Raw genomic sequence first — 23014 nt, 5'->3', positions numbered from 1 at the left:
CGAAGGTGCGGACATCGGGAAAGATAACGAATGGATCATGTCAGCGGCGACGGGCGAGTACCCGCAGCCGCACGTAGTCGGCCAGCGGCTGGCCAGCAGCATTGCGCGGCAGATCGGCCAGCAGTGCGGTGGCGGCCTCGCGCACGGTGGCGCGTGCCTCGGCCGGCAGGTCGTCCAGCAGCGGTGCGGCGAACACGCGCAGCCAGCCGGCCACGCCGGTCGGCAGTGCGGTCGGGCGCGGCGTGCACTCGATCAGCTGCACCTGGAAGCCATGCTGGCGCAGGCGATCGGCGTAGGCATCGGCAGTGGGGAAGTACCACTGGAAGGCGCTGGCACCATGGCCGTGGGCCACTCGCGCGGCCTGCACCGCCGCGATGATCGTGGCCACGTTGCCATGGCCACCGAACTCGGCGACGAAGCGGCCGCCGGTGCGCAGCGCGCGGCGCACACCTTCCAGCACGCGGTCCGGGGTGCCCATCCAGTGCAGTGCCGCATTGCTGAACACCGCATCGAACTCAGCGTTGAAGGTCAGTGCGTGGCCATCCATCACCTGCGCATCGACGCCGCGCGCACGCGCGGCGATCACCAGTTCCGGTGAGGCATCCACACCGTGGATGTGCGCGCCGCTGAGCGCCAGCTCGGTGCTGAGCACGCCATCGCCACAGCCCAGGTCGAGGATGCGTTCACCGGCGCGCGGGTCGAGCAGGCGCGATACCGCGCCGCCGAGCAGCGGCACGAAGCCGGCGTCGATCGCATAATCCTGGGCGTTCCACTGCTGGCCAGCGGCGCTGGTCGGGGTGGGGGTGTCGAAGGCGCTCATGTCGGGTTCCTCAGGCGGTGGCGGGGGTGGGAACGTCGGTGCTGCTGTGGGTGGTGGCCTGGCGCTGGCGCAGCAGGCGGTTGGCCACATCCAGCCAGGCCAGCGCGGAGGCTTCGATGATGTCCTTGCTGGTGCCGGTGCCGTCGTACTCCACGCCCTCGTGGCGCACGCTCAGGTTGGCTTCGCCGCGCGCATCGGCGCCGATGCCGACGCTGTGCACGTGGTAGCTGTCCAGCATCAGCTGCACGCCGGTGGCAGCCGACAGCGCGCCGAACAGCGCATCGACCGGGCCGTCGCCCTGCGCGGTCTCGGCCACGCGGTTGCCGTCCGGGTCGGACAGTTCGACCAGTGCATTGGCGCGGCTGCCGACGTCGCTGATGGTCATCGACGCCAGGCGATAGCCCTGCGCGTTGGAGCCGCCCTGCATCAAGGTTTGCAGGTCGGCATCGGTGACCACGCGCTGCTGTTCGCACAGGCCCTTGAACTGCTCGAACACCAGCTTCAGTTCGTCTTCGTCCAGCCAGAAGCCCAGCGCACGCAGGCGCGCTTCGACGGCGGCGCGGCCACTGTGGCGGCCCAGCACCATCTGCGAATCTTCCCAGCCCACGTCTTCCGGACGCATGATTTCGTAGGTGCCGCGATGACGCAGCATGCCGTGCTGGTGGATGCCCGATTCGTGGGCGAACGCGTTGGCACCGACGATGGCCTTGTTGCGCTGTACCGGCATGCCGACCAGGCGCTGCAGCAGCTGCGAGGTGCCGACGATGCGCGGGGTGTTGATCGAGCTGTCCTGCTCGTAGAAGGCCTGGCGTACCTTCAGCACCATCGCGATCTCTTCCAGCGAGCAGTTGCCGGCGCGCTCGCCGATGCCGTTGACGGTGCACTCGACCTGGCGTGCACCGCCTTCGATGGCGGCCAGCGAGTTGGCCACCGCCAGGCCCAGGTCGTTGTGGCAGTGCGCGCTGAAGATCACATTGGCGGCATTGGGCACGTCGGCGACGCCGGCGATGACCTGCTGGAACATCGCGCGGATCTCTTCCGGCGTGGTGAAGCCGACGGTGTCGGGCAGGTTGATGGTGGTGGCGCCGGCGGCAATGGCCACGCGCGAAACCTCGATCAGGTAGTCCAGCTCGGTACGGGTGGCATCCTCGGCAGAGAACTCGACGTCGTCGATGTAGGAGCGGGCCAGCGAGACGTGCTTGCGTACCGACTCCAGTACCTGCTCGCGGGTCATCCGCAGCTTGTGCTCGCGGTGCAGCGGGCTGGTCGACAGGAACACGTGCAGGCGCGGGTTGGCTGCGGCCTCCAGCGCACGTGCGGAGGTCTCGATGTCGGCCTGCAGGCAGCGCGACAGCACCGCCAGGCTCAGGCTCGGGCGGCGCAGTTCGCGGCCGATCAGTGCCATCGCCTCACGGTCGGACTGCGAGCTGGCCGGGAAGCCGGTCTCGATGATGTCCACGCCCAGTTCGTCCAGCGCACGCGCCATCACCAGCTTCTGCGGCGGGCTCATGCTGCAGCCGGGGGACTGCTCGCCGTCACGCAGGGTGGTGTCGAAGATGCGGATGCGCGGGGTGGTAATTCGTTCGATGGTGGTCACAGGGAAATCTCCTCGACAGCGGGTGCGACGGCTTGCAGGGGGGAAGGGGAAGACGTGGGGGATGCGGGAGCGCTGGCCTTGGCCGGCGAGCGCGGGGTTTCACTGCGCCGTCGCCGCGGTTTGCGTGGCGGGCGCGGACGGATGTCGGTGAGCAGGCCGGCCAGGACACCGGCATCGATGTTGCCGCCGGAGACCACCGCGCACTTGCGGCGACCGGCGACGCGGCGGCCGGCCGCCAGCGCCAACGCACCCGCGCCCTCGGCGATGATGTGTTCCTCCAGCGCCAGCCGGACCAGGGTTTCGCGCAGTTCGGCCTCGCGCACGATCACCACATCGTCCAGCAGCGAGGTGCACAGGCGGCGGGTCAGGAAGCCGGGAATCTTCACCCGCACGCCATCGGCCAGCGAGGCGACGGGGGCGATCTCGCGCACGTCGCCACGGATCGCACGCGCCATCGAATCCACGCCCTCCACCTGCGCGCCGACCACGCGCACGCCCTGTGACTTCAACGCCAGAGCAACGCCGGAGGCCAGGCCGCCGCCGCCGATCGGCACGATCACCACATCCGGCGCGTGCGCGGCCAGCTCGATGCCGACCGTGCCCTGGCCGGCGATCACGTCGGCATCGTCGAACGCGGACAGGAAGCGGTAGCCGTGGCGTTGTGCCAGTTCAACCGCGAAGGCGTAGGCCTCGTCATAGCTGGTGCCGTGCTGGCGCACGGTCGCGCCCCAGTGGGCGACGCCGGCGATCTTGGTGGCGGGCGCGCCGTGCGGCATCACGGTGATGGCCGGCACGTCCAGGCGGTAGGCCGCCCACGCCACGCCCTGGGCATGGTTGCCGGCCGAGGCGCAGATCACCGGCCGGGTATCGCCGCGCTCGCGGCCGGCCAGCAGCGCATTCAATGCGCCGCGTACCTTGTAGGAACCGGTGCGCTGCAGGTTCTCCAGCTTCAGCCAGGTGCCGAAGCGCTCGGCATGGTGCAGCGGGGTGGGTGGCAGGAAGCGGCGCAGCCGGGCCTGCGCCGCCAGTACGTCGGCGACGCTTACGTCGCCGACATCGCTTTCCTGGCTGGCATCAGCGGCCGGCATGGGCCACCAGCGGGGTGCAGGCGACCGCCGCATGCGGGCACGGGCGGCGAAGAAGACGCCTCCGTACCGGCACCGTGGTCACTACGGTACGGGTGTTCATACGGATGCTCCTTCCACGGCGGTGACCTGCACGGACACGCAGTCGTAGATCTTCTCGATCTGCCGGCACAGCGTTTCCGCCGGGCGCTGGCCATCCACCACCAGCTGCAGGTGCCAGCGGCCATCGTCGGCGGCCACCGGCGCACCGCTGATCGCACGCGGTGCGAAGCCACGGCGTTCGGCCATGCCGATCACGCGCAGCAGCGCGCCTTCGGCCGGGTGCAGCACCAGGTCAAGCCGGTATTGCATTGGGGGTCTCCTGGCGGGCATGGGCAGGGTTGCTTTCCAGCATCGTGCTGTTGGCGGTGTTCGGCGGCACCAGCGGCCACACGTTGGCGCGTGCATCGATGGCCACGTGCAGCAGCGCGGGGCCGGGCTCGGCCAGCAGCGCGGCCAGCCCACCCTCGACGTCATCGCGTGCATCGATGCGGGTCGCGGCAATGCCGAACACCTGCGCCAGCGCCACGAAGTCCGGGTTGTCGGACAGGTCGATCTCGCTGTAACGCTCGGCGAAGAACAGCTCCTGCCACTGCCGCACCATGCCCAGCGAACTGTTGTCCAGCAGCACGATCTTCACCGGCAGGCGGCAACGCGCGATGGTCGCCAGCTCCTGCACGTTCATCATGAAGCTGCCGTCGCCGGACACCAGCACCACGGTGCGATCGGGGCAGGCGAACTGCGCACCCATCGCTGCCGGCAGGCCGAAGCCCATGGTGCCCAGCGCGCCACTGGTCAGGTGGTTGCGCGGGTGGTTGAAGCGGCAGTGCTGCGCCACCCACATCTGGTGCTGGCCGACATCGCAGGCGATCACCGCATCGGCCGGTGCCAGCTCGCTCAGGCGCTTCAGCAGCGCCGGGGCGTAGATGTGCTGGCCCGGTGCGTCGTAGCGCGCTGCGAAACGATCGCGATGCTGTGCACAGCGCCTGCGCCATGCGTCCTGGTGGGCCTTGGGGGAGGGGAAGGCCGCACGCAGGGCGCGGATGGCATGGCCGACATTGCCGGGCACGGCGACATCGGCGCTGCGCAGCTTGGAGATCTCGTAGGCGTCGGCATCGATGTGGACGACACGGGCGAACGGTGCGAACTCCGCCAGCTTGCCGGTGGCGCGGTCATCGAAACGCGCCCCCAGCACCAGCAGCAGGTCGCTTTCCTGCACCGCCATGTTGGCCGCGCGGGTGCCGTGCATGCCCAGCATCCCCAGCGACTGCGGGTGGTTGGCCGGCAGCGCGCCCAGCCCGCGCAGGGTCATCACGGTGGGGATGGCGCTGGCTTCGACGAAAGCGCGCAGGTCCTGCACCGCATCGCCCAGCGCGATGCCGCCACCGGCGTAGACCACCGGCTTTTCGGCGGCCGCCAGTGCGGCGATGGCTTCGGCGATGGCCGCTTCGGCCGGCGCAGGCGGCGGCTCGACGCTGCTCGGCACGTGCGCCGGCAGATGGCTGGCATCGGCCAGCTGCACGTCCTTGGGCAGGTCGATCAGCACTGGGCCGGGCCGGCCCTCGCGGGCGATGCGGAACGCATCGGCGACCACGCGCGGCAGGTCGTCGACGCTGCGCACCAGCCAGCTGTGCTTGACGATCGGCAGGGTCAGGCCGAACACATCCAGTTCCTGGAAGGCGTCAGTGCCCAGCAGCGGCGTGGCGACCTGGCCGGTGATGCAGACCATCGGCACCGAGTCCAGCATCGCGTCGGCGATGCCGGTGACCAGGTTGGAGGCGCCCGGGCCGGAGGTGGCCACGCAGACGCCGACCTGGTTGCTGGCGCGGGCAAAGCCATTGGCGGCCAGTGCCGCGCCCTGCTCATGGCGCACCAGGACGTGCTTCAGCGACGAATCCACCAGCGCGTCGTAGAACGGCATGATGGTGCCGCCGGGATAGCCGAACAGCGTGTGGACGCCCTCGGCCTCCAGCGCCTGGGTCAGCCAGCGCGCGCCGTTGGGCGGCGCGCTGCGATGTGTGGAAGAGTTCATGGGGGAACCTTGCAAAGCGGGTGGGGGAGGCCGCGCGGTTACGCGGCCTGTCCTTGCAACCAGACCATCTTGGCGCGCAGTTCCTTGCCCACCTTTTCGATCGGGTGCTCCAGGTCGGCCTGCTTGAACTTGTTGTAGTTCGGCAGGCCCGCTTCGTACTCGGCCACCCAGTTCTTGGTGAAGGTGCCGTCCTGGATGTCCTTCAAGACCTCCTTCATGCGCGCCTTGGTGCCGGCGTCGATCACCCGCGGGCCACTGACGTAGTCGCCGTACTGCGCGGTCTCGGAGATGAACTCCAGCATGCGCGAGATACCGCCTTCATAGAACAGGTCGACGATCAGCTTCAGCTCGTGCAGTACTTCGTAATAGGCGATCTCCGGCTGATAGCCGGCTTCGACCAGCGGTTTCGAAACCGGCCTGCACCAGTGCCGAGGCACCGCCGCACAGCACCGCCTGCTCGCCGAACAGATCGGTCTCTGTCTCTTCCTTGAAGGTGGTCTGGATCAGGTTGGCGCCAGGCGCGCCACCCAGTCCGGCCGCATAGGCCAGGGCGTACTCGGCCGCCTTGCCGCTCTTGTCCTGATAGACCGCCCAGATGCACGGCACGCCACGGCCGATTTCAGTCCGCGGCGCACCACGCACCCGGGCCCTTCGGCGCGACCAGTACGACATCCAGGTCCTCGCGCGGCTTCGTACCATGTCGAAGTGCACGTTCAGGCCGTGCGCGAACAACAGCACCGCACCCTGTTTCATGTTCGCGGCCAACACATCGTCGTAGAGCTTCTTCTGCACCATGTCCGGGTTCAGCACGGCAACCAGATCGGCATCCTCACCGCGTCGGCCGGTGCTTTCACGGTGAAGCCATCGGCCTGTGCCTTGACCTCGGTCGGGCCACCCGGACGCAGGCCTACCACCACGTCGAAGCCGGATTCGCGCAGGTTCAGTGCGTGGGCGCGGCCCTGGCTGCCGTAGCCGATGAGGCGGGCGATCTTGGTCTGGGGCAGGTCGTTGGTGCTCATGGGGGAGGTTCCTTGCGGTGGAAGAAAAAGAACGGCCGGTCGTCGGGGTGACGTGCCGGCCGGTCAGGGGAAAGCGGTGGAGGAGGCGCCGTGCATCGCACAGGCACAGCCACCACGAGGCGTCGTGGTGGTGTGGGTCCGGGTTTTGCGTTGGGCGTTGTGCATGGTGGTTGCGTCTGAAACCAGGTCCTGAAATGAAAAAACCCGCACCGGGGCGGGTGTGGGTTTTTGAAAGAGTTCCGGTGTGTTTGTTGCTTACACGCTGGCTCGTCCCGCACCTGTTGGTTGGGTAATAAGTACGAGCACAAGAATCGAACGCAGCGAGGCGGCGCCGGTGTCGGCGGCTTCGATGTGGGTTCGCGGTGGCGTGTTGTGATGCAACATGTGATCGAGAGAAACACAGCCGTTTCGGCGATGTCAACCCTCGCGACGGAATTCTTGTCGGTTTCCGTTGTATCCAGCGGAATTGCTTGTGGCGCAAGGATGGTTGCCGCTGAAAGTGTTTCGGTGAACCCGAATTCACTCTTTTCAATCGCTGGTTTTTGCGCGGCAGAAATCCGGCGGGTTTTCGCCTTGGCGGGTGCGGACCTTCCGCACCCACCCCAGGATTCAACGTCCATGACCTCTGCCCGATACCGCATGAAGGCCGCAGCGGCGAAGATCGAGGGACCACCCTTCCATCGGAACCCGACCGTGTCCCGACGCCTTGCCCGTTCCCTGCTGGCCGCTGCTCTGCTGGCCGCTCTGCACTGTCTTCCGCCGCCGACCGCATCACCGGCCACACCTTTGCCACGCGTTCGGAGGTGATCGCCCCGCATGCGATGGCTGCCACCTCACAGCCGCTGGCGACCCAGATCGCGCTGGACGTGATGAAGGGCGGTGGCTCGGCGGTGAACGAGGCGATCGCCGCCAATGCCGCGCTTGGCCTGATGGAGCCCACCGGCAACGGCATCGGCGGCGACCTGTTCGCCATCGTCTGGGATCCGAAGACGCAGAAGCTCTATGGCTACAACGGCTCGGGCCGTTCGCCGAAGTCGCTCACCCTGGCCGAGTTCCAGCGCCGTGGCCTGAAGGACATCCCGGCCTCGGCCCGCTGCCGGTCTCCGTGCCCGGCGCAGTCGACGGCTGGTTCGCGCTGCACGACCGCTTCGGCCGCAAGCCGATGGCCGACAACCTGGCGCCGGCGATCCGTTACGCCCGCGAGGGCCATCCGGTGGCCGAGGTGATCGCCTACTACTGGGACCGCTCGGTGCCCAAGCTGTCGCAGTACCCGGGCTTCAAGGAACAGTTCACGATCAACGGCCACGCCCCGCGCAAGGGCGAGATGTGGAAGAACCCGAACCTGGCCAGCACCCTGCAGAAGATCGCCGACGGCGGCCGCGATGCCTTCTACAAGGGCGATATCGCCCGCACCATCGGCGACTACTTCAAGGCCAACGGTGGCTACCTGAGCTACCAGGACATGGCCGACCACCACGGTGAGTGGGTCGAACCGGTCAGCAGCAATTACCGTGGCTACGACGTGTGGGAGTTGCCGCCGAACAGCCAGGGCATCGCTGCGCTGCAGATCCTCAACGTGCTGGAAGGCTACGACTTCTCGAAGATCCCGTTCGGATCACCGGAACACGTGCACCTGTTCGTCGAAGCGAAGAAGCTTGCCTTCGCCGACCGTGCGCGCTTCTACGCCGACATGGCGTTCCAGCCGGCGCCGGTGCAGAAGCTGATCTCCAAGGAGTACGCCGCACAGCGCCGCGCGCTGATCTCGATGGACAAGGCGCTGAAGGAAGTGCAGCCGGGCACGCCGAAGCAGCTGGAAGAGGGCGACACCATCTACATGACCGTGGCCGACGCCGACGGCATGATGGTGTCGCTGATCCAGTCCAATTACCGCGGCATGGGCAGCGGCATGGCGCCGCCGGGGCTGGGCTTCATCCTGCAGGACCGTGGCGAGATGTTCGTGCTGCAGAAGAATCATCCCAACGGCTATGCACCGGGCAAGCGGCCGTTCCAGACGATCATCCCGGCGTTCATCACCAAGAGCGGCAAGCCGTACGCCAGCTTCGGCGTGATGGGCGGCGCGATGCAGCCGCAGGGCCACGCGCAGATCGTGATGAACCTGGTGGACTTCGGCATGAACCTGCAGGAGGCCGGTGATGCACCGCGCATCCAGCATGAGGGCTCGACCGAACCGACCGGGCAGGCCACGGCGATGACCGACGGTGGTGAGGTGAATCTGGAAACCGGCTTCCCGTATGAAACGGTGCGTGCGTTGATGCGCAAGGGACATCGCATCGTGTTCGCCGATGGTCCTTATGGCGGATACCAGGCGATCATGCGTGATCCCGAGACCGGGGTTTACTACGGTGCTTCGGAGAGCCGCAAGGATGGGCAGGCGGCGGGGTATTGAGGTTTTCCGGCCAACGGGCGCAGCCCCCTCTGCGGTGGTGATTCAGCGATGCTTGGCTTGGCCGGGCGGGTGGGCTGGTCGGGGGACGCCGTGAATCCGTCCCTGGAGGCTTGGCCGCGGGCATCCATGCCGCGGACACCCCCGCCCAGCCCACCCGCCCGGCCCCTGACCGTTTCCGTGGCCATCACCGCAGGAAGAGAAAGATCAACAGCAACAGCAAGAGCAACAGCAAGAGCAACAGCAAGAGCAACAGCAAGAGCAACAGCAACAGCCGCGTGCTGTGAATTGGGGTCGGATCCGTTTTCCAAAGGAAAACGGATCCGACCCCTTCCTGTTTTCCGATACACCTCATCCACGCATGGCGTGGAAAACCCACCGTCACACGGAAACTGTCGGGGGTGGGTCGGTGTGGGCTGGCAGGACCGTTGGCGCCATGGATGGCGCCATCGAGCCCCCAGGGACGGGTTTACGGCGTGTCCTGCCAACCCACACCGCCCCGCCCAACCAGCAGAAACCCAGAGCCGCTTTGGCTCCTGCACTTGCACTTGCCTGAAAGAAGCAGTGCAGCCGCAGGCTGCAAAACACCCTCAATCCGAATCCTGCGCGCGTGCGGCCTCCGCCTGCGTCTCTTCCTGCGCCGCCATCTCGCGTGCGATCCACGCATCGATCATGTGCCGCTGGCGCTGCGCCTGCCGCCGCTCACGCGTGTACTCCTGGTCCAGCACCCGGTACAGCGACACCATCACCAGCACCATCAGCAGCGCGAATGGCAACGCCGCAATCGTGATCATGCCCTGCAGTGCATCCAGGCCACCGGCCAGCAGCAACGCCGCTGCGATCAACGCCACCGCGATGCCCCAGGCCAGCTTGCGCTTCAACGGAGGATCGCCTGCTTCGTCAGTGGACATGCTGGCCAGCACCAGCACCGCCGAGTCGGCCGAGGTCACGAAGAAGATCATCAGCAGTACCAGTGCGATGCACGACAGCAGCAGCGGCAGCGGCATGCTGTCGAACAGCGTGAACAGCACTGTCTCGTAGCCATTGCCCAGCGCCTGCACCAGGTCGGCATGGCCGAAGATCTGCGCCCACAGCGCGGTGCCACCGAATACCGCGAACCAGAAGAAGCCCAGCAGAGTCGGCGCGAGCACTACGCCGATAACGAACTCGCGCACGCTGCGGCCGCGCGAGATGCGTGCGATGAACGACCCCACGAACGGTGCCCACGAGATCCACCAGGCCCAGTAGAAGATCGTCCAGTCCGCCACCCAGGTGCTGCCGGAGAACGGTGACATGCGCAGGCTCATCGTCACCAGCTGGTTGAGGTAGGAGCCCAGCGTGGTGGTGAACGTATCGAAGATGAAGCCGGTCGGCCCCAGCACCAGCAGGATGGCTGCCAGCAGGGCAGCCAATGCCAGGTTGAAGTTGGACAGCCACTTCACACCTCGCTCCACGCCACTGGCGGTGGATGCCATGTACAGCACGAAGGCGACCGCAATGATGGTCATCTGCACTGCGACGGTCGCCTGCACGCCGAACACGCGCTCGATGCCGGCGGCGATCTGGATGGTGCCGAAGCCCAGCGTAGTCGCGACACCGATCGCCGTGGCGACCACTGCAGCGATGTTGACCACGCGCCCGATCCATCCACGATGGTGGCGGCCGATGATCGGCTGCAGCATGTCGCTGACCAGGCCGCGGCCGTTGCGGTTGAACTGGAACCAGGCCATCGCCAGGCCGATCAGCGCGTAGATGGCCCACGGATGCAGGCCCCAGTGGAAGAATGCATAGCGCATCGAGGCGCGTGCCGCATCCAGGCTCTGCGGAGCAAGCCCTTCCGGTGGCTTGCTGAAGTGCGAGATGGGCTCGGCGGCGCCCCAGAACACCAGGCCGATGCCCATGCCGGCGGCGAACAGCATCGACATCCAGCTGGCCCGCGAGAACTCGGGCTCGGCGTCTTCGCCACCGATGCGCAGGTTGCCGAAGCGGCCGAAGGCCAGGTACATCAGGAACACCAGGGCCAGGAACACCACCAGCAGGTACAGCCAGCCGACGCTGCGGATGACTTCTGCCAGCATCGACTGCACCACGGCATTGAAGGGGCCCGGTGCAATACCGGCAAGCAGCACCAGCAGCAGAACCAGTGCGATGGAAACGCGAAACACCATGAAGGAGCTTCTCCGATCAAGGGATTGAGGGGAGCGAGCAGAGCTTGCAGCGAAGGGCCGGTGGCATGCATCGCGAACCGGGCAGGGGCCGCGAAGGCGGCGAAGGACGCATCGGTCGCTGGAACGCGACGGACGTGCACGTTACTGAACGCGATGTCACGGTTCTGTTAATACAGAAACTGCGGATCCACGCGATGCGCGGCTGCAACCGCCATGAGCTGCAGTGCTTTCTATGCTCTAATGCACGCCAAGAAGCGGGGGTACCGCGGCCAGGTGGCCACGGTTGAGACAGTCCCTTGGAACCTGATCCGGCTCATACCGGCGTAGGGAAGCTTTGCAGTGCAGCCGTGCCCGGACTCCGCCCAAGGACCGTCCGCGCGCGGGCGCAGTGCGCCGCCGCTTCGTCCCTGACCTTCCTGGACGATGCCCGATGAACGCACAGCTCTCCGCCCTGCAGCAACAGGCCCAGCAACTCTCCGAATCCGTGACCCGGCCGATTCCCGGTTCGCGCAAGATCCACGTACCCGGTTCGCGTCCGGATCTGCAGGTGCCGATGCGCGAGATCGCGTTGACCCGCACGCCGACGTTGTTCGGCGGCGAAGAGAATGCACCGGTCACGGTCTACGATACGTCGGGCCCCTACACCGATCCGGATGTGCGTATCGATCTGTCGGCGGGCCTGCCGGCGCTGCGTCGTGGCTGGGTGGAGGAGCGCGGCGATACCGAACAGCTCGACGGCCTGAGTTCGTCGTTCGGCCGCGACCGCGAGCATGATCCGAAGCTCGATGCCGTGCGTTTCCCTGCGCGCAGCCTGCCGCGGCGTGCACGCGCAGGCGCGAACGTCACTCAGATGCACTACGCGCGCCGCGGCATCATCACGCCGGAAATGGAATTCGTCGCCATCCGCGAGAACCAGCGGATGGAAGCGATCCGTGATGCCGGCCTGTTGCAGCAGCACCCGGGCGAGGCATTTGGGGCTTCGATCCAGAAGATCATCACACCGGAGTTCGTGCGCGATGAAATCGCGCGCGGCCGCGCGGTGCTGCCCAACAACATCAACCATCCGGAAAGCGAGCCGATGATCATCGGCCGAAATTTCCTGACCAAGATCAATGCCAACATCGGCAACAGCGCCGTGTCCTCGGGCATTGCCGAGGAAGTGGAGAAACTGGTGTGGGCGATCCGCTGGGGCGGTGACACGGTGATGGACCTGTCCACCGGCAAGCACATCCACGAAACCCGCGAGTGGATCATCCGCAATTCGCCGGTGGCGATCGGTACCGTGCCGATCTACCAGGCGCTGGAGAAGGTCGATGGCCGTGCCGAAGCACTCACCTGGGAGATCTTCCGCGACACGCTGATCGAGCAGGCCGAACAGGGCGTGGACTACTTCACCATCCACGCCGGCGTGCTGCTGCGCTATGTGCCGCTCACCGCCAAGCGGGTCACCGGCATCGTCAGCCGCGGTGGCTCGATCATGGCCAAGTGGTGCCTGGCGCACCACAAGGAGAACTTCCTCTACACGCACTTCGAAGAGATCTGCGAGATCATGAAGGCCTACGACGTGACCTTCTCGCTGGGTGACGGCCTGCGCCCGGGCTGCATCGCCGATGCCAACGACGCGGCGCAGTTCGGTGAGCTGGAGACGCTGGGTGAGCTGACGAAGATCGCCTGGAAGCATGATGTGCAGACCATGATCGAAGGCCCCGGCCACGTGCCGATGCAGCTGATCAAGGAGAACATGGAAAAGCAGCTGCGCGAGTGTGGCGAAGCACCGTTCTATACGCTGGGGCCGCTGACCACCGATATCGCACCGGGCTACGACCACATCACCAGCGCGATCGGTGCGGCGATGATCGGCTGGTTCGGCACGGCGATGCTTTGCTACGTGACGCCGAAGGAGCACCTCGGCCTGCCCAATCGCCAGGACGTGCGTGACGGCATCATGGCCTACCGCATCGCCGCGCACGCCGCTGATCTGGCCAAGGGTCATCCAGGTGCGCAGGTGCGCGACAACGCGCTGAGCAAGGCGCGCTTCGAGTTCCGCTGGGAGGACCAGTTCCACCTTGGCCTGGATCCGGAGAAGGCCAAGGAGTTCCACGACGAGACGCTGCCGAAGGATGCGCACAAGCTGGCGCACTTCTGCTCGATGTGCGGCCCGCACTTCTGTTCGATGAAGATCACCCAGGACGTGCGTGACTACGCCGAGGCCGGCATGAAGGAGAAGTCGGAGGAGTTCCGCGCCGCCGGCGCCGAGGTCTACCGGCAGGGCTGATGTGGAAACGGTCGTGCCGGCCAACGGCCGGCACGACCGTTCATCACGCCGTGCCCGGCTATGCTGCGTCCATCGCCCAGGGGGAAAGGACGCCATGCCCGTTGCCATGACCACCCGTTGGCTGGCCATCGCCCGCCGTCATCCTTCGGCCTGGTTGCTGGGCGCGCAGCTGCTGGCGGTGCTGCTGTATCCCGCGCTGGATGACACCGCTGCGGGCCGCGCCGCACTGGGCATGTTCGGCATGGCGGTACTCGGCCTGGCGCTGTGGGTGGTCCAGCGCAGCCCGCTGGGCACCTGGCTGGCGCTGTTGCTGGCCATTCCCTCGGTGGTGTTCTCGTTGGCAGGCGCATTGCTCGATCGCACCGCAATGCTGACCACCGCGCAGCTGCTGGAGAGCCTGCTGTACTTCTATACGGCCGGCGCCCTGATCGCCTACATGCTCCAGGACCACAAGGTCACCCGCGACGAACTGTTCGCCGCAGGCGCAACCTTCACCCTGCTGGCGTGGGCTTTCGCCTTCGCGTTCGCGGTGTGCCAGCAGTGGTATCCGGGCAGCTTCCAGGGTACTGGCGGGGGTGCGCAGCGCAGCTGGATGGAGTTGCTTTATCTCAGCTTCAGCTTGCTGTCTGGAGTGGGCTTGAGTGACGTCGTACCCCTGCATCCACAGGCACGCGCATTGGTCATGCTGGAGCAGTTTTCCGGCGTGATGTACGTGGCTTTGGTGGTTTCGCGTCTGGTCGGATTGACCATGTTGCGGCGCATGTGAAAATGAACGCCAGATAAAAATTTCGCGCCCAAGAGGGCGCGAATGGTGTCGCGAATTATGTGAATGCGTCGGCGAGAGAGAGCCTGATGTCGACCACGCGATAGGCGAGGTAACTTGCATAGGCTAGTATTCGCGCGCTCGATTGTTTTTGCGGTATGCGCCGATGCTTTGTGCGGAGTCTGGCTTTTCGCTGTTCCCAGGACGGGACCGTAACGAAGGCAAACACTGCCCGGGACCTGTCTCTACTGTGTAGCAGAAAATGAACAGCAGCGAAATACAGCCACCCGTATCCGATCGGATACGGATAGGAGAGTGCATCGTCACTCTGTCCTCGCGCGAAGTCGAGGTCGTCGGTGCGCGTCGCCCGCGCCGGCTGACGCCGAAGGCGTTGGGCGTGCTGCGCGTGCTGCTGCGGCAGCCGGGCCGCGTTGTCACCCGAGACGAGTTGTTCGCCGAGGTGTGGCCGGACACGCTGCCGACCAACGATGTGCTGACCCAGGCCGTCACCCAGCTGCGCAAGGCGTTCAGCAACGACGACGACAACGGCCAGGCCTACATCGAAACCATCGCCAAGACTGGTTATCGGCTTTTGGTGCCGGTACAGGCGCTGGACGATGCGGAGCCAACGGCTGCGGGCTTGCCTGACGATGAAGGTGTGGAAGTGCAGCCGGCACCCGCCGACGCCGCGGTGCTGCCCGCGCGCGCGCAGGAATCGCGCCGCCGCTGGCGCCATGTCCGCCGCCGCGTGCTGCTGGCGCTGGGCGTATTGATGCTGGCCACGCTGCTGGTGATGACCGCGCTGCTGCTGCGCCGTGCACCGGCCAGCAGTTCACCGGTGGAGGCCGCCGTGGAGAACGGCACGCGGGTGATCGGCAGCCCGCAGCGTCCCTATCGGTTGATCACCGCGACCAGCGGCTTTGAAACCTATCCCACGCTGTCACCGGATGGTTCACTGGTCGCCTATGAAGGCGCCAACGAAGATGGCAACGGCGGTGGTGCGATCAAGGTGCAGACCTCCGGCAACGCGCCGGCGCGCCAGTTGCTGGTGCCACCGGCCGGCGCGGTCGATCGATTCCCGAACTGGTCGCCGGATGGTCGCGAGATCGCCTTCGCACGGTTTTCCGCCGACGGTGGCTGCCAGGTGCTGATCGCCAGCGCCACCGGCGGCGCACTGCGCCAGGCCACGCGCTGCGATGGCACCGAACTGCTCAGTTTTGACTGGACACCCGATGGTCGCGGCCTGGTGTTCGGCAGCATGGTCGGGCGTTACGCCCACCGTGGCATCCGCGTGCTGGACCTGGCCAGCGGCGAGTGGCGCGCGCTGGCCTACAGCGTCGACCAGGATGACTTCGACTACGCACCGCGTTATTCGCCCGACGGGCAATGGCTGGTGTTCGTGCGCAACCCGCAGCTGGGCGATCTGTGGCGGGTGCCGGCCACGGGCGGTACGCCCGAGCAGTTGACCAACGAAGCGGCAGAGCTGCGCGGCTGGGCCTGGCTGGACGATGGCCGCACCATCGTGTTCGGCCGCCGCGTCGACAGCGAGGCGCGGCTCTATTACCTGGACGTTGAGCGGCACACGCTGCGCGATGCTGGCCTGGATGATGCGCAGTGGCCCGCCGTGTCGCGACGCGGTGGCATGCTGGCCTTCGTCCACCGACGCGCACAGTTCGGCGTGTTCAAGGTGCCGATGCAGGGCAACGGTGCGCCCGAGCGACTGTTTGCCTCCAGTGGCCGCGATGGGCAGCCGATGGCAGCGCCGGATGGCCGCCAGCTGGTCTTCACCTCGGATCGCTCCGGCAGCTTCGCCCTGTGGTGGGCGGACATGCAGCGGCCGGATTCGCTGCGCCCCATTGAAGGGCTGCGGCCGGAAGCGCGGCAGGCACCGGACTGGTCGGCCGACAGCCGTCAGCTGCTCGTGGTCGGCCGCGACGCGCATGGGCGCACGGTGGTCTACGAGATCGCGCCACGCGATGAACGACTGCAACCTTTGCCGATCCCGGCCGAACAGCCGCTGCAGGCGCTGTATGGCGCGTCGCCGGAGCAGTTGTTTGTGGTCGAACGCGATGCCGACCAGCGCACCCGGTTGAGCCTGTTCGACCGCAGCACCCAGCCCTGGCGCCGGTTGGCCAGCATCGATGGGGTGTCGCAGGCGCGCTTCGACCGCAGCAGTGGCCGCGTGTTGTTCACCCGCCTGGCCGCCGGTGGCCTGTGGTCGGCCGATGCCACGTTGTCGTCGGGCAGCGTGCAGCAGATCAGCGATGACCGGCCCAGCCGCTGGCGATACCGGGCCTGGACCGTGGCCGGCAACAGCGGCATCGGTTACCTCGGCACCTCGACCACGTGTGGCACCACCTTCGTGCGCATCCTGCCCGGCCGCGAGGAGCCGGAACGCTGCCTGGACGCAGAACGGCTCAGCGCCGGCAACGGACTCAGCGCCAGCGCTGACGGACATGACCTGTTCGTGGCGATGGCGGTCAGCGATGGTGCCGACATCGGCGTGATGCGGTTGCCCGAACGCCCGCCCGCGCTGTTCCCGGCGTTCTCCAAGTTGTTGTTGTTCAAGGGAAATGGCCCTTCGTAATTTCTTCGTCGGGATCTCGTCGCGAATTCGTGGCGATCTCGTCGGACTTTCCTGACGCGGTGCCACCTGATTAGGCAAAACGGAGTCCTGTACTAGGCAAATCCGTGGTGCCCCCATGCGTCAACTCTCGCTGGCCGATCGCGGCCAAACCGTCTCCCTGGACCGGTCGCTCGATGATGTCGCGCCGACCTGCCTGGGCGTGGCCCGGCTGGGCAGCCTGCAGACCGCCGGCTCCAGCTTCACCGTCTGGATGCAGGTGCGTGGCAGTTCGTGGGTGGAGGCCAAGGAAGGGCGCTTCCGCCTGCGCCAGGGCGAGTGGATCGCCTTCGAGAAGGAATCGCGGCCGTTGGTGCAGGCTGGTCGCAACGGGTTGTGCGTCGGCCTGAACCTGAACGTCGAAGCGCTTCGTGTGCTGACCGAGATGGCCGACTGCGGCCTGTATGCCGGTCGTGGCCGCATGAACCGCAGTGACGCCCGCGTGGCGCTGCGCTTGTGGCGCGATGCGCTGGCCAGCGGCCAGCCGGCCCAGGCCCTGCGTCCGCTGTTGCTGCACCTGGCTGGCCTGCAGCGTGGCCTGGCCGACAACGTACAGCGCTGCCCGGGCCGCTCGCGCAGCCGCAAGCGCCAGGTGTTCGGCCGCATGCAGCGCGCGCGCCTCTATCTGGAAGGCAACAGCCACCGGGTGGTGCGCATCGGCGAACTGGCCGAGCTGACCAACTTCTCCAGCTGGTACCTCTCCAAGACCTTCCAGAGCCTGTACGAGGAAAGCCCGCAGTCGCTTTCAGCACGACTGCGCCTCGAACGCGCTGCTGACCTGCTGCGCGACACCGACATGATGGTGGGCGAGGTCGCCGCCGCCAGTGGCTTCGACAACTGCTGCAGCTTCGCGCGTGCGTTCCGCGCCCGCTACGGCCAGTCCGCATCGCGCTTCAGGGAGAACGGTGGCTTGCTCCCGCCACAATCCGCAAAGTCTCCGGTTGGTTCGCGCAAATACAGCGCTGCAACGCAATCGTAACGTGCTGGGGTGTTTTAACACGCTGCTAACACGTACCTTGGAGAGATAGATGAACGTTCGTAATCCCGCAGTGCGGTTCGGCTTGCTGCCGGCCGGCATTGCGCTGGCGCTGGCGCCGGCCTTTGCTTCGGCTCAGGAAGCAAAGGGCACCACCGACCTGGACCGCATTTCGGTCACCGGCTCGCGCATCCGCGGCGCCTCGGTGGAGACCCAGCAGCCGATCCTGACGATGACCCGCGAATCCCTGGAAAAGCAGGGCTTCTCGAGCGTCGCCGACGTGCTGAACAACCTGACCTCGGCCGGCTCCCCGGCCATCTCGCGCTCGGAATCGCTGGCTTCGGGCGAGAACGTGGGCGGCTACTACGTCGACATCCGTAACCTGGGCGCCCAGCGCACCCTGGTGCTGATGAACGGCAAGCGCCTGGGCGCAACCACCGCCGGTTACCAGGATCTCAGCCAGATCCCGATGTCGGCCGTTGAGCGCATCGAAATCCTGAAGGACGGCGCGTCCTCGATCTACGGTTCCGACGCCATCGCCGGCGTGGTCAACGTGATCACCCGCAAGAACTTCGACGGCGGCGAAGCCAATGTCTACGTCGGCCAGTACGGCAAGGGCGACGGCGACACCGAAACCTATTCGATGACCCTCGGTGCCCGCGGCGAGCGTGGCAGCCTGACCCTGTCGGCCGAGTACTCGAAGCAGGATCCGGTGTGGGCCAAGGACCGCTGGTACAGCCGTGATGGCTCGCTGGGTCCGAACTCGACCTCGGCCACCTGGAGCCCGATCAGCCAGAACGGCAGCTGGTGCAACCCGACCCAGGTCGATTGCAGCGACTCCAAGAAGGCAGTCTGGAAGACCCTGAACGCCGGCGGCAACCCGAAGAACCCGAATGACTACCACGTCATTACGGCGGACGAATTCGCCAACTCCAACGAGCAGATGACCCTGCTCACCGGTGTGAAGCGCAAGTCGGTCTACATCAACGGCACCTACGACTTCACCGACTCGATCAGCCTGAACACCGACGTGCTCTACAACGAGCGCCAGACGTTCCAGCAGATCGCCGGCTACCCGTTCCAGTCGAACTCCTTCGGCACCCCGCTGGAGGGCTCGAGCGCCTTCAACCCGGTCGGCCAGGACGTCAGCTTCCGCCGTCGCCTGTGGGAAGTGCCGCGTACCACTGACAGCCAGCTGAAGACCCTGCGCTTCGCTCCGACCCTGACCGGCTTCTTCGAGCTGGGCGGCAAGACCTTCGACTGGGATGTCGGCGCGCTGTGGAACCGCAACGAGTCGATCAAGACCAACCGTGGTGACATGAGCCTGATCGCTGCAGGCCAGGCCCTGGGCCCGTCGTTCATCGATGCCGGCGGCGTTGCCCGCTGCGGCACCTCGGCCAAGCCGATCCTGGGCGACTGCCGCCCGTGGAACCCGCTGCTGCCGTACGGCGTTGATGGCCAGGGTTCGCTGGCGAACCAGGAGCTGCAGGACTTCCTGTTCCCGACCTTCACCACCCGTGGCGTGACCAAGACCACCAGCTTCACCGCCAACCTGTCGGGTTCCATCGTGACCCTGCCGGCCGGCGACCTGGGCTTCGCCCTGGGTGTCGAGCACCGCAAGGAAGAAGGCAACTACGTGCCGGACGCCTTCGCGCAGTCGGGCCAGTCCACCGGCCTGGGCCAGAAGCCGACCCGCGGCCAGTACGATCTGAACGAGGTCTACCTCGAACTGAACGTGCCGCTGCTGGCCGACATGGCCTTCGCCAAGGAACTGACCCTGAACGTTGCCAGCCGTTACTCGGACTACAGCAACTTCGGTGGCACCACCAACAGCAAGTTCGGCCTGACCTGGCGTCCGCTGGATGAACTGCTGGTCCGCGGCACCTACGCCCAGGGCTTCCGTGCTCCGACCATCAGCGACCTGTACGGTGGCCTGAGCTCGAGCTTCGAGTCGTACATCGATCCGTGCGGCGTGAAGGCTCCGGGCAGCGTTGCCGGCAATGCCGCGTGCACCGCCGCTGGCGCTCCGGCCAACTACGTGCAGCTGGGCCAGGGCAACCTGCCGTGCTCGACCCTGCCGTGCCAGTCGGGTGACCAGTTCGTCTCGGGTGCCAACCCGAACCTGAAGCCGGAAACCTCCAAGAGCACCACCTTCGGCCTGGTGTGGAGCCCGCGTTGGGTGCAGGGCCTGGACCTGTCGCTGGATTGGTACAAGTACGAAATCAGCGACATGATCATCGCTGACAGCGTCGACCGCATCCTGCGTGACTGCTACGTGCTGGGCAACTCCGAGCGTTGCTCGAGCGTGACCCGTGCGGCTGACGGCCACGTCAGTGCGATCACCTACGGCACCGCCAACCTCGGCAAGATGAAGACCGAAGGTTACGACCTGGGCGTCAAGTACCGCCTGCCGGAACTGGCCATCGGTCAGTTCAGCATCGACTGGCAGACCAGCTACACCGCCAAGTACGACGAGCAGGGCCAGAACAGCGCAGGCGACAACATCATGATCGGCCGCGTTGGCGAGCCGGGCCTGTTCCGCGTGCGTTCGAACCTGGGCGTCAACTGGCAGTACGGCGATTTCGGTGTGAACTACACCGCGCGCTACTACTCGGGCATGAAGGAAAGCTGCATCTCGCTGGCTGACGGCTGGTGCGATGCTCCGAACCACATGGCCAACGGTGAGACCGATCCGCTGCGTCACACCGGTTCCAACACCTTCCACGACCTGCAGGTCAGCTGGAAGGCACCGTGGGATGCGACGATCGCCCTGGGCGCGAACAACGTGTTCGACCACAAGGGTCCGCTGCAGTACTCGGCTCCGAACTCGGCGTTCGCCTACTACGGCGGCTTCGACGTGGGTCGCTTCCTGTACATGAAGTACACCCAGCGCTTCTGATCCATCGAAGTGCGGTAGCAACAGAAGGAGGGCGGACCGCAAGGTCCGCCCTTTTTTTTGTAGGGGAATTCCGGAAACTGTTGGAAGGTGAGCGCAGTCACGGTCCCGTCGTGTCGTAATCAACACAGTCAGGAGGTCCACTACCGGACGCTTGCATGTGGAGAGGGATATGAGGAACACGTTGTTGCGCCAGGCATCTGCCGCTGCATTGATCTATGCAACGCTGGTGGGCGCGGTGTTCGCGCAGGGTCTCGGGGTCTGCGGTGGCGGGCTCTATTGCGAAGAGTTCCGCCAGCAGTGCCTGGCCAGTGGCAAGTCAGCGGTCATCTGCGAGTCGCAGTACCGTCGTTGCGTGCAGGACGCCTGCGGTACCCGCTGACGTAGAAAGGGCGCACCTTGCGGGTGCGCCCCCTGTCATCCGGAAATCATGCAACGCGCTCAGGCGTCGCTGGGCACCAGACCCATCAGTGCATTGGCGTGCTCGCGCCATTGCGGCAGTTTGTTCAGCACGCCTGCGCGCTGCAGGTAGTCCTCGTCCACCGGATCGCCATTGACCAGCGCCAGGGCCACGTGCACCGCGCCTGTCACCCAGAAGCTGCGGGTGTTGGCGCGCTGTGGCTGCAGGTGGAATGCCACCGCTTCGATGATCGGCATCGGCAGGCCCCACAGGCCCAGCAGGTAGGCGCCGGCCTCGGCATGGCCGGGGCGGGTGTCACCGGCCAGCGAAGGCTCGCTGCGCTCGTTGCGCACACCTGGCAGCAGCAGGCCGATGTCGGCCAGCAGCGCAGCGGTCGCTCCCAGTTCGGCACTGGATTCGGGCAGCAGGCGTGCGGCCAGCCGCGAGGCGAGCAGTGCGCGCTGTTGCAGCGAGTTGCGCTCGGCGGCCGACAGCGTCGGTGCGGAGAACACTTCGCTGGCCAGCACCAGGTCACGCAGCGTGGCCAGGCCCAGCCGGGTCACTGCGGTGCGCAGGTCGGCAATGGTGCGGCCCTGGCTGAAGAAGGCCGAGTTCGACAGTTGCAGCACCTTGGCAGCGATCGCCGGATCGGCGGCGACCAGCTTGGCTACATCGGCACTGTCGGCGTCGTCATCATGTTCCAGGGCCTGGGTCAGGCTCAGGTACAGGTGCGGCGGCGAGGGCAGTTTCTCGATACGGCCGATGGCATCGCGCAGGCGCGGGCTGTCCAGCACTTCGCGCAGTTCTTCCAGGCTGGTCAGCGCCTCCAGCAGCACTTCCGGTGCCAGCGGCAGCGGCAGGAAGCGGTGGGCGACACCGATCAGGCGCGCCGGCGGCGGGCGGTTGCCATGCTGTGCATCGACCAGCGCGATGCGGATGGTCTCCGGGCGCAACGTCCGGATCTGCCCCAGCAGCGTGGTGGCATTGAGATCTGGCAATTGCGGGCAGACGATCACCGCATCCACGCCCTGCGTGGCCACCGCGGTCATCGCGGCCTGGCCATCGGTGGCGGTCAACGGCTGCCAGTCTTCCCCAAGATCGGCAATGAATTCGGTCAGCTCGGCCGGCAGGCTGGCTGCATCCCCAACAAGCAGAATACGCACGACACATTCCCCTGGCTGTCTCGACGATGGATGTCGATGACGTGTGAAGTGACGCAATTTACCTAATACGGCAGCAAGAGTGATGTGCCGTCGTCATGAAACGTGACCCGCATCGCTCCGGCAGGGTACCGCCGGAGCGATCCGGTTCAGGCTCAGGCCTTGCTGTCGAGATGGCGCTGATGCGCCTCGATCAGGATCTGCTTGGCCTCAGCGGCGCCGCCCCAACCGTCCAGCTTGACCCACTTGCCCTTCTCCAGGTCCTTGTAGTGCTCGAAGAAGTGGCCGATGCGCTCCAGCCAGTGGCTCGAGACCTGGGCGATGTCTTCGACGTGGGCATAGCCGCTGAAGATCTTCGAGACCGGCACGGCCAGGATCTTCTCGTCGCTGCCCGCCTCATCGCTCATCTTCAGCACGCCGACCGGGCGGCAGCGCACGACCGAGCCCGGCACCAGCGGCAGCGGCAGCACCACCAGCACGTCGGCCGGATCGCCGTCGCCACACAGGGTGCTCGGCACGTAGCCGTAGTTGCACGGGTAGCGCATCGGGGTGGAGAGGATGCGGTCGACGAAGATCGCGCCGGTTTCCTTGTCCACTTCGTACTTCACCGGCTCCGAGTCCTTCGGGATCTCGATGATGACGTTGATTTCTTCCGGCGGGTTCTTGCCGGGCGAGACGAGTTCCAGACCCATGGTGTGCTCCAGGTGGGGGATGTAGACGGATAGCTCACCATTTTATGCCTTTGCCGGGCGCTGTG

Annotated in this window: 17 protein-coding genes, 2 pseudogenes and 1 riboswitch; of the genes and pseudogenes, 8 read left to right on the top strand and 11 right to left on the bottom strand. The window is 66.2% G+C overall.

Annotated elements, in window-relative coordinates; all coding sequences use genetic code 11:
- Nucleotides 1-40: 40 nt before the first annotated feature.
- The 8 genes and pseudogenes from ACXI0D_RS04905 to ACXI0D_RS04870 all read right to left on the bottom strand — a co-directional run.
- Complete coding sequence (locus ACXI0D_RS04905) at nt 41-820, bottom strand: class I SAM-dependent methyltransferase (protein ID WP_049442924.1); 780 nt, start codon at nt 818-820, stop codon at nt 41-43.
- A 10-nt stretch (nt 821-830) separates the two neighbouring features.
- Entirely contained in the window at nt 831-2417 is a 1587-nt protein-coding gene (locus ACXI0D_RS04900) for a 2-isopropylmalate synthase (RefSeq protein ID WP_049442925.1), read from the bottom strand.
- On the bottom strand, nt 2414-3505 hold the full coding sequence (locus ACXI0D_RS04895; RefSeq protein WP_049442926.1) for a threonine dehydratase: 1092 nt from the start codon (nt 3503-3505) through the stop codon (nt 2414-2416). The genes ACXI0D_RS04900 and ACXI0D_RS04895 overlap by 4 nt, the downstream gene beginning before the upstream one ends.
- A gap of 96 nt (nt 3506-3601) precedes the next feature.
- Nucleotides 3602-3853 carry an ACT domain-containing protein gene (locus tag ACXI0D_RS04890; RefSeq protein WP_014038403.1) on the bottom strand — a complete coding sequence of 84 codons (252 nt, stop codon included), beginning with the start codon at nt 3851-3853 and terminating at the stop codon, nt 3602-3604.
- Nucleotides 3837-5573 (bottom strand): acetolactate synthase 2 catalytic subunit, encoded by a 1737-nt coding sequence (gene ilvG, locus ACXI0D_RS04885; RefSeq protein WP_049442927.1) that lies wholly within the window; start codon nt 5571-5573, stop codon nt 3837-3839. Before ilvG ends, ACXI0D_RS04890 begins: the two co-directional genes overlap by 17 nt.
- A gap of 38 nt (nt 5574-5611) precedes the next feature.
- On the bottom strand, nt 5612-6010 hold the full coding sequence (locus ACXI0D_RS04880; protein WP_479642369.1) for a hypothetical protein: 399 nt from the start codon (nt 6008-6010) through the stop codon (nt 5612-5614).
- Nucleotides 5892-6179 carry a hypothetical protein gene (locus tag ACXI0D_RS04875; protein ID WP_479642388.1) on the bottom strand — a complete coding sequence of 96 codons (288 nt, stop codon included), beginning with the start codon at nt 6177-6179 and terminating at the stop codon, nt 5892-5894. The genes ACXI0D_RS04880 and ACXI0D_RS04875 overlap by 119 nt, the downstream gene beginning before the upstream one ends.
- Nucleotides 6153-6592 (bottom strand): annotated as a pseudogene (locus ACXI0D_RS04870) (NAD(P)-binding domain-containing protein); the annotation flags it as partial. The pseudogene ACXI0D_RS04870 and the gene ACXI0D_RS04875, both read right to left, overlap by 27 nt.
- Nucleotides 6593-7341: 749 nt before the next feature.
- Between ACXI0D_RS04870 and ggt the strand changes: the two are divergent.
- Together ggt and ACXI0D_RS04860 are read left to right on the top strand one after the other, a co-directional pair.
- Nucleotides 7342-8999, top strand: a pseudogene (gene ggt, locus ACXI0D_RS04865) (gamma-glutamyltransferase).
- Between the two features lie 110 nt (nt 9000-9109).
- Nucleotides 9110-9283 carry a hypothetical protein gene (locus ACXI0D_RS04860; protein WP_479642368.1) on the top strand — a complete coding sequence of 58 codons (174 nt, stop codon included), beginning with the start codon at nt 9110-9112 and terminating at the stop codon, nt 9281-9283.
- A gap of 303 nt (nt 9284-9586) precedes the next feature.
- Here ACXI0D_RS04860 and ACXI0D_RS04855 read toward each other — a convergent pair whose 3' ends face one another.
- A complete protein-coding gene (locus tag ACXI0D_RS04855) occupies nt 9587-11164 on the bottom strand; it encodes a BCCT family transporter (RefSeq protein ID WP_014038399.1) in 1578 nt (525 codons plus the stop codon).
- A 246-nt stretch (nt 11165-11410) separates the two neighbouring features.
- Nucleotides 11411-11512, top strand: a riboswitch (TPP riboswitch).
- An 82-nt stretch (nt 11513-11594) separates the two neighbouring features.
- On the opposite strand from ACXI0D_RS04855, the gene thiC reads away from it, so the two are divergent.
- From thiC to ACXI0D_RS04825, 6 genes are all read left to right on the top strand, one after another.
- On the top strand, nt 11595-13439 hold the full coding sequence (gene thiC / locus ACXI0D_RS04850; protein WP_049446615.1) for a phosphomethylpyrimidine synthase ThiC: 1845 nt from the start codon (nt 11595-11597) through the stop codon (nt 13437-13439).
- Between the two features lie 94 nt (nt 13440-13533).
- Nucleotides 13534-14205 (top strand): ion channel, encoded by a 672-nt coding sequence (locus ACXI0D_RS04845; protein WP_135966832.1) that lies wholly within the window; start codon nt 13534-13536, stop codon nt 14203-14205.
- A gap of 259 nt (nt 14206-14464) precedes the next feature.
- The gene (locus tag ACXI0D_RS04840; protein WP_479642367.1) at nt 14465-16789 is read left to right on the top strand and encodes a winged helix-turn-helix domain-containing protein; all 2325 of its coding nucleotides are present in this window, start codon (nt 14465-14467) and stop codon (nt 16787-16789) included.
- A 115-nt stretch (nt 16790-16904) separates the two neighbouring features.
- Entirely contained in the window at nt 16905-17804 is a 900-nt protein-coding gene (locus ACXI0D_RS04835) for a helix-turn-helix transcriptional regulator (RefSeq protein ID WP_049446610.1), read from the top strand.
- Between the two features lie 49 nt (nt 17805-17853).
- Nucleotides 17854-20700 carry a TonB-dependent receptor gene (locus ACXI0D_RS04830; RefSeq protein ID WP_049446608.1) on the top strand — a complete coding sequence of 949 codons (2847 nt, stop codon included), beginning with the start codon at nt 17854-17856 and terminating at the stop codon, nt 20698-20700.
- Nucleotides 20701-20869: 169 nt separating this feature from the next.
- Nucleotides 20870-21079, top strand: a complete 210-nt coding sequence (locus ACXI0D_RS04825) for a hypothetical protein (RefSeq protein WP_049446606.1) — start codon at nt 20870-20872, stop codon at nt 21077-21079.
- Nucleotides 21080-21138: 59 nt separating this feature from the next.
- Here ACXI0D_RS04825 and ACXI0D_RS04820 read toward each other — a convergent pair whose 3' ends face one another.
- Both ACXI0D_RS04820 and ppa read right to left on the bottom strand, forming a co-directional pair.
- On the bottom strand, nt 21139-22260 hold the full coding sequence (locus tag ACXI0D_RS04820; RefSeq protein WP_014038392.1) for an HDOD domain-containing protein: 1122 nt from the start codon (nt 22258-22260) through the stop codon (nt 21139-21141).
- A 152-nt stretch (nt 22261-22412) separates the two neighbouring features.
- A complete protein-coding gene (gene ppa, locus ACXI0D_RS04815) occupies nt 22413-22949 on the bottom strand; it encodes an inorganic diphosphatase (protein ID WP_005410935.1) in 537 nt (178 codons plus the stop codon).
- Nucleotides 22950-23014: the final 65 nt, after the last annotated feature.

This window comes from Stenotrophomonas sp. C9D9, from assembly GCF_056491205.1.
The sequence above is the reverse complement of the archived record's forward strand: the minus strand, read 5'-3'. Positions and strand labels throughout refer to the sequence as shown.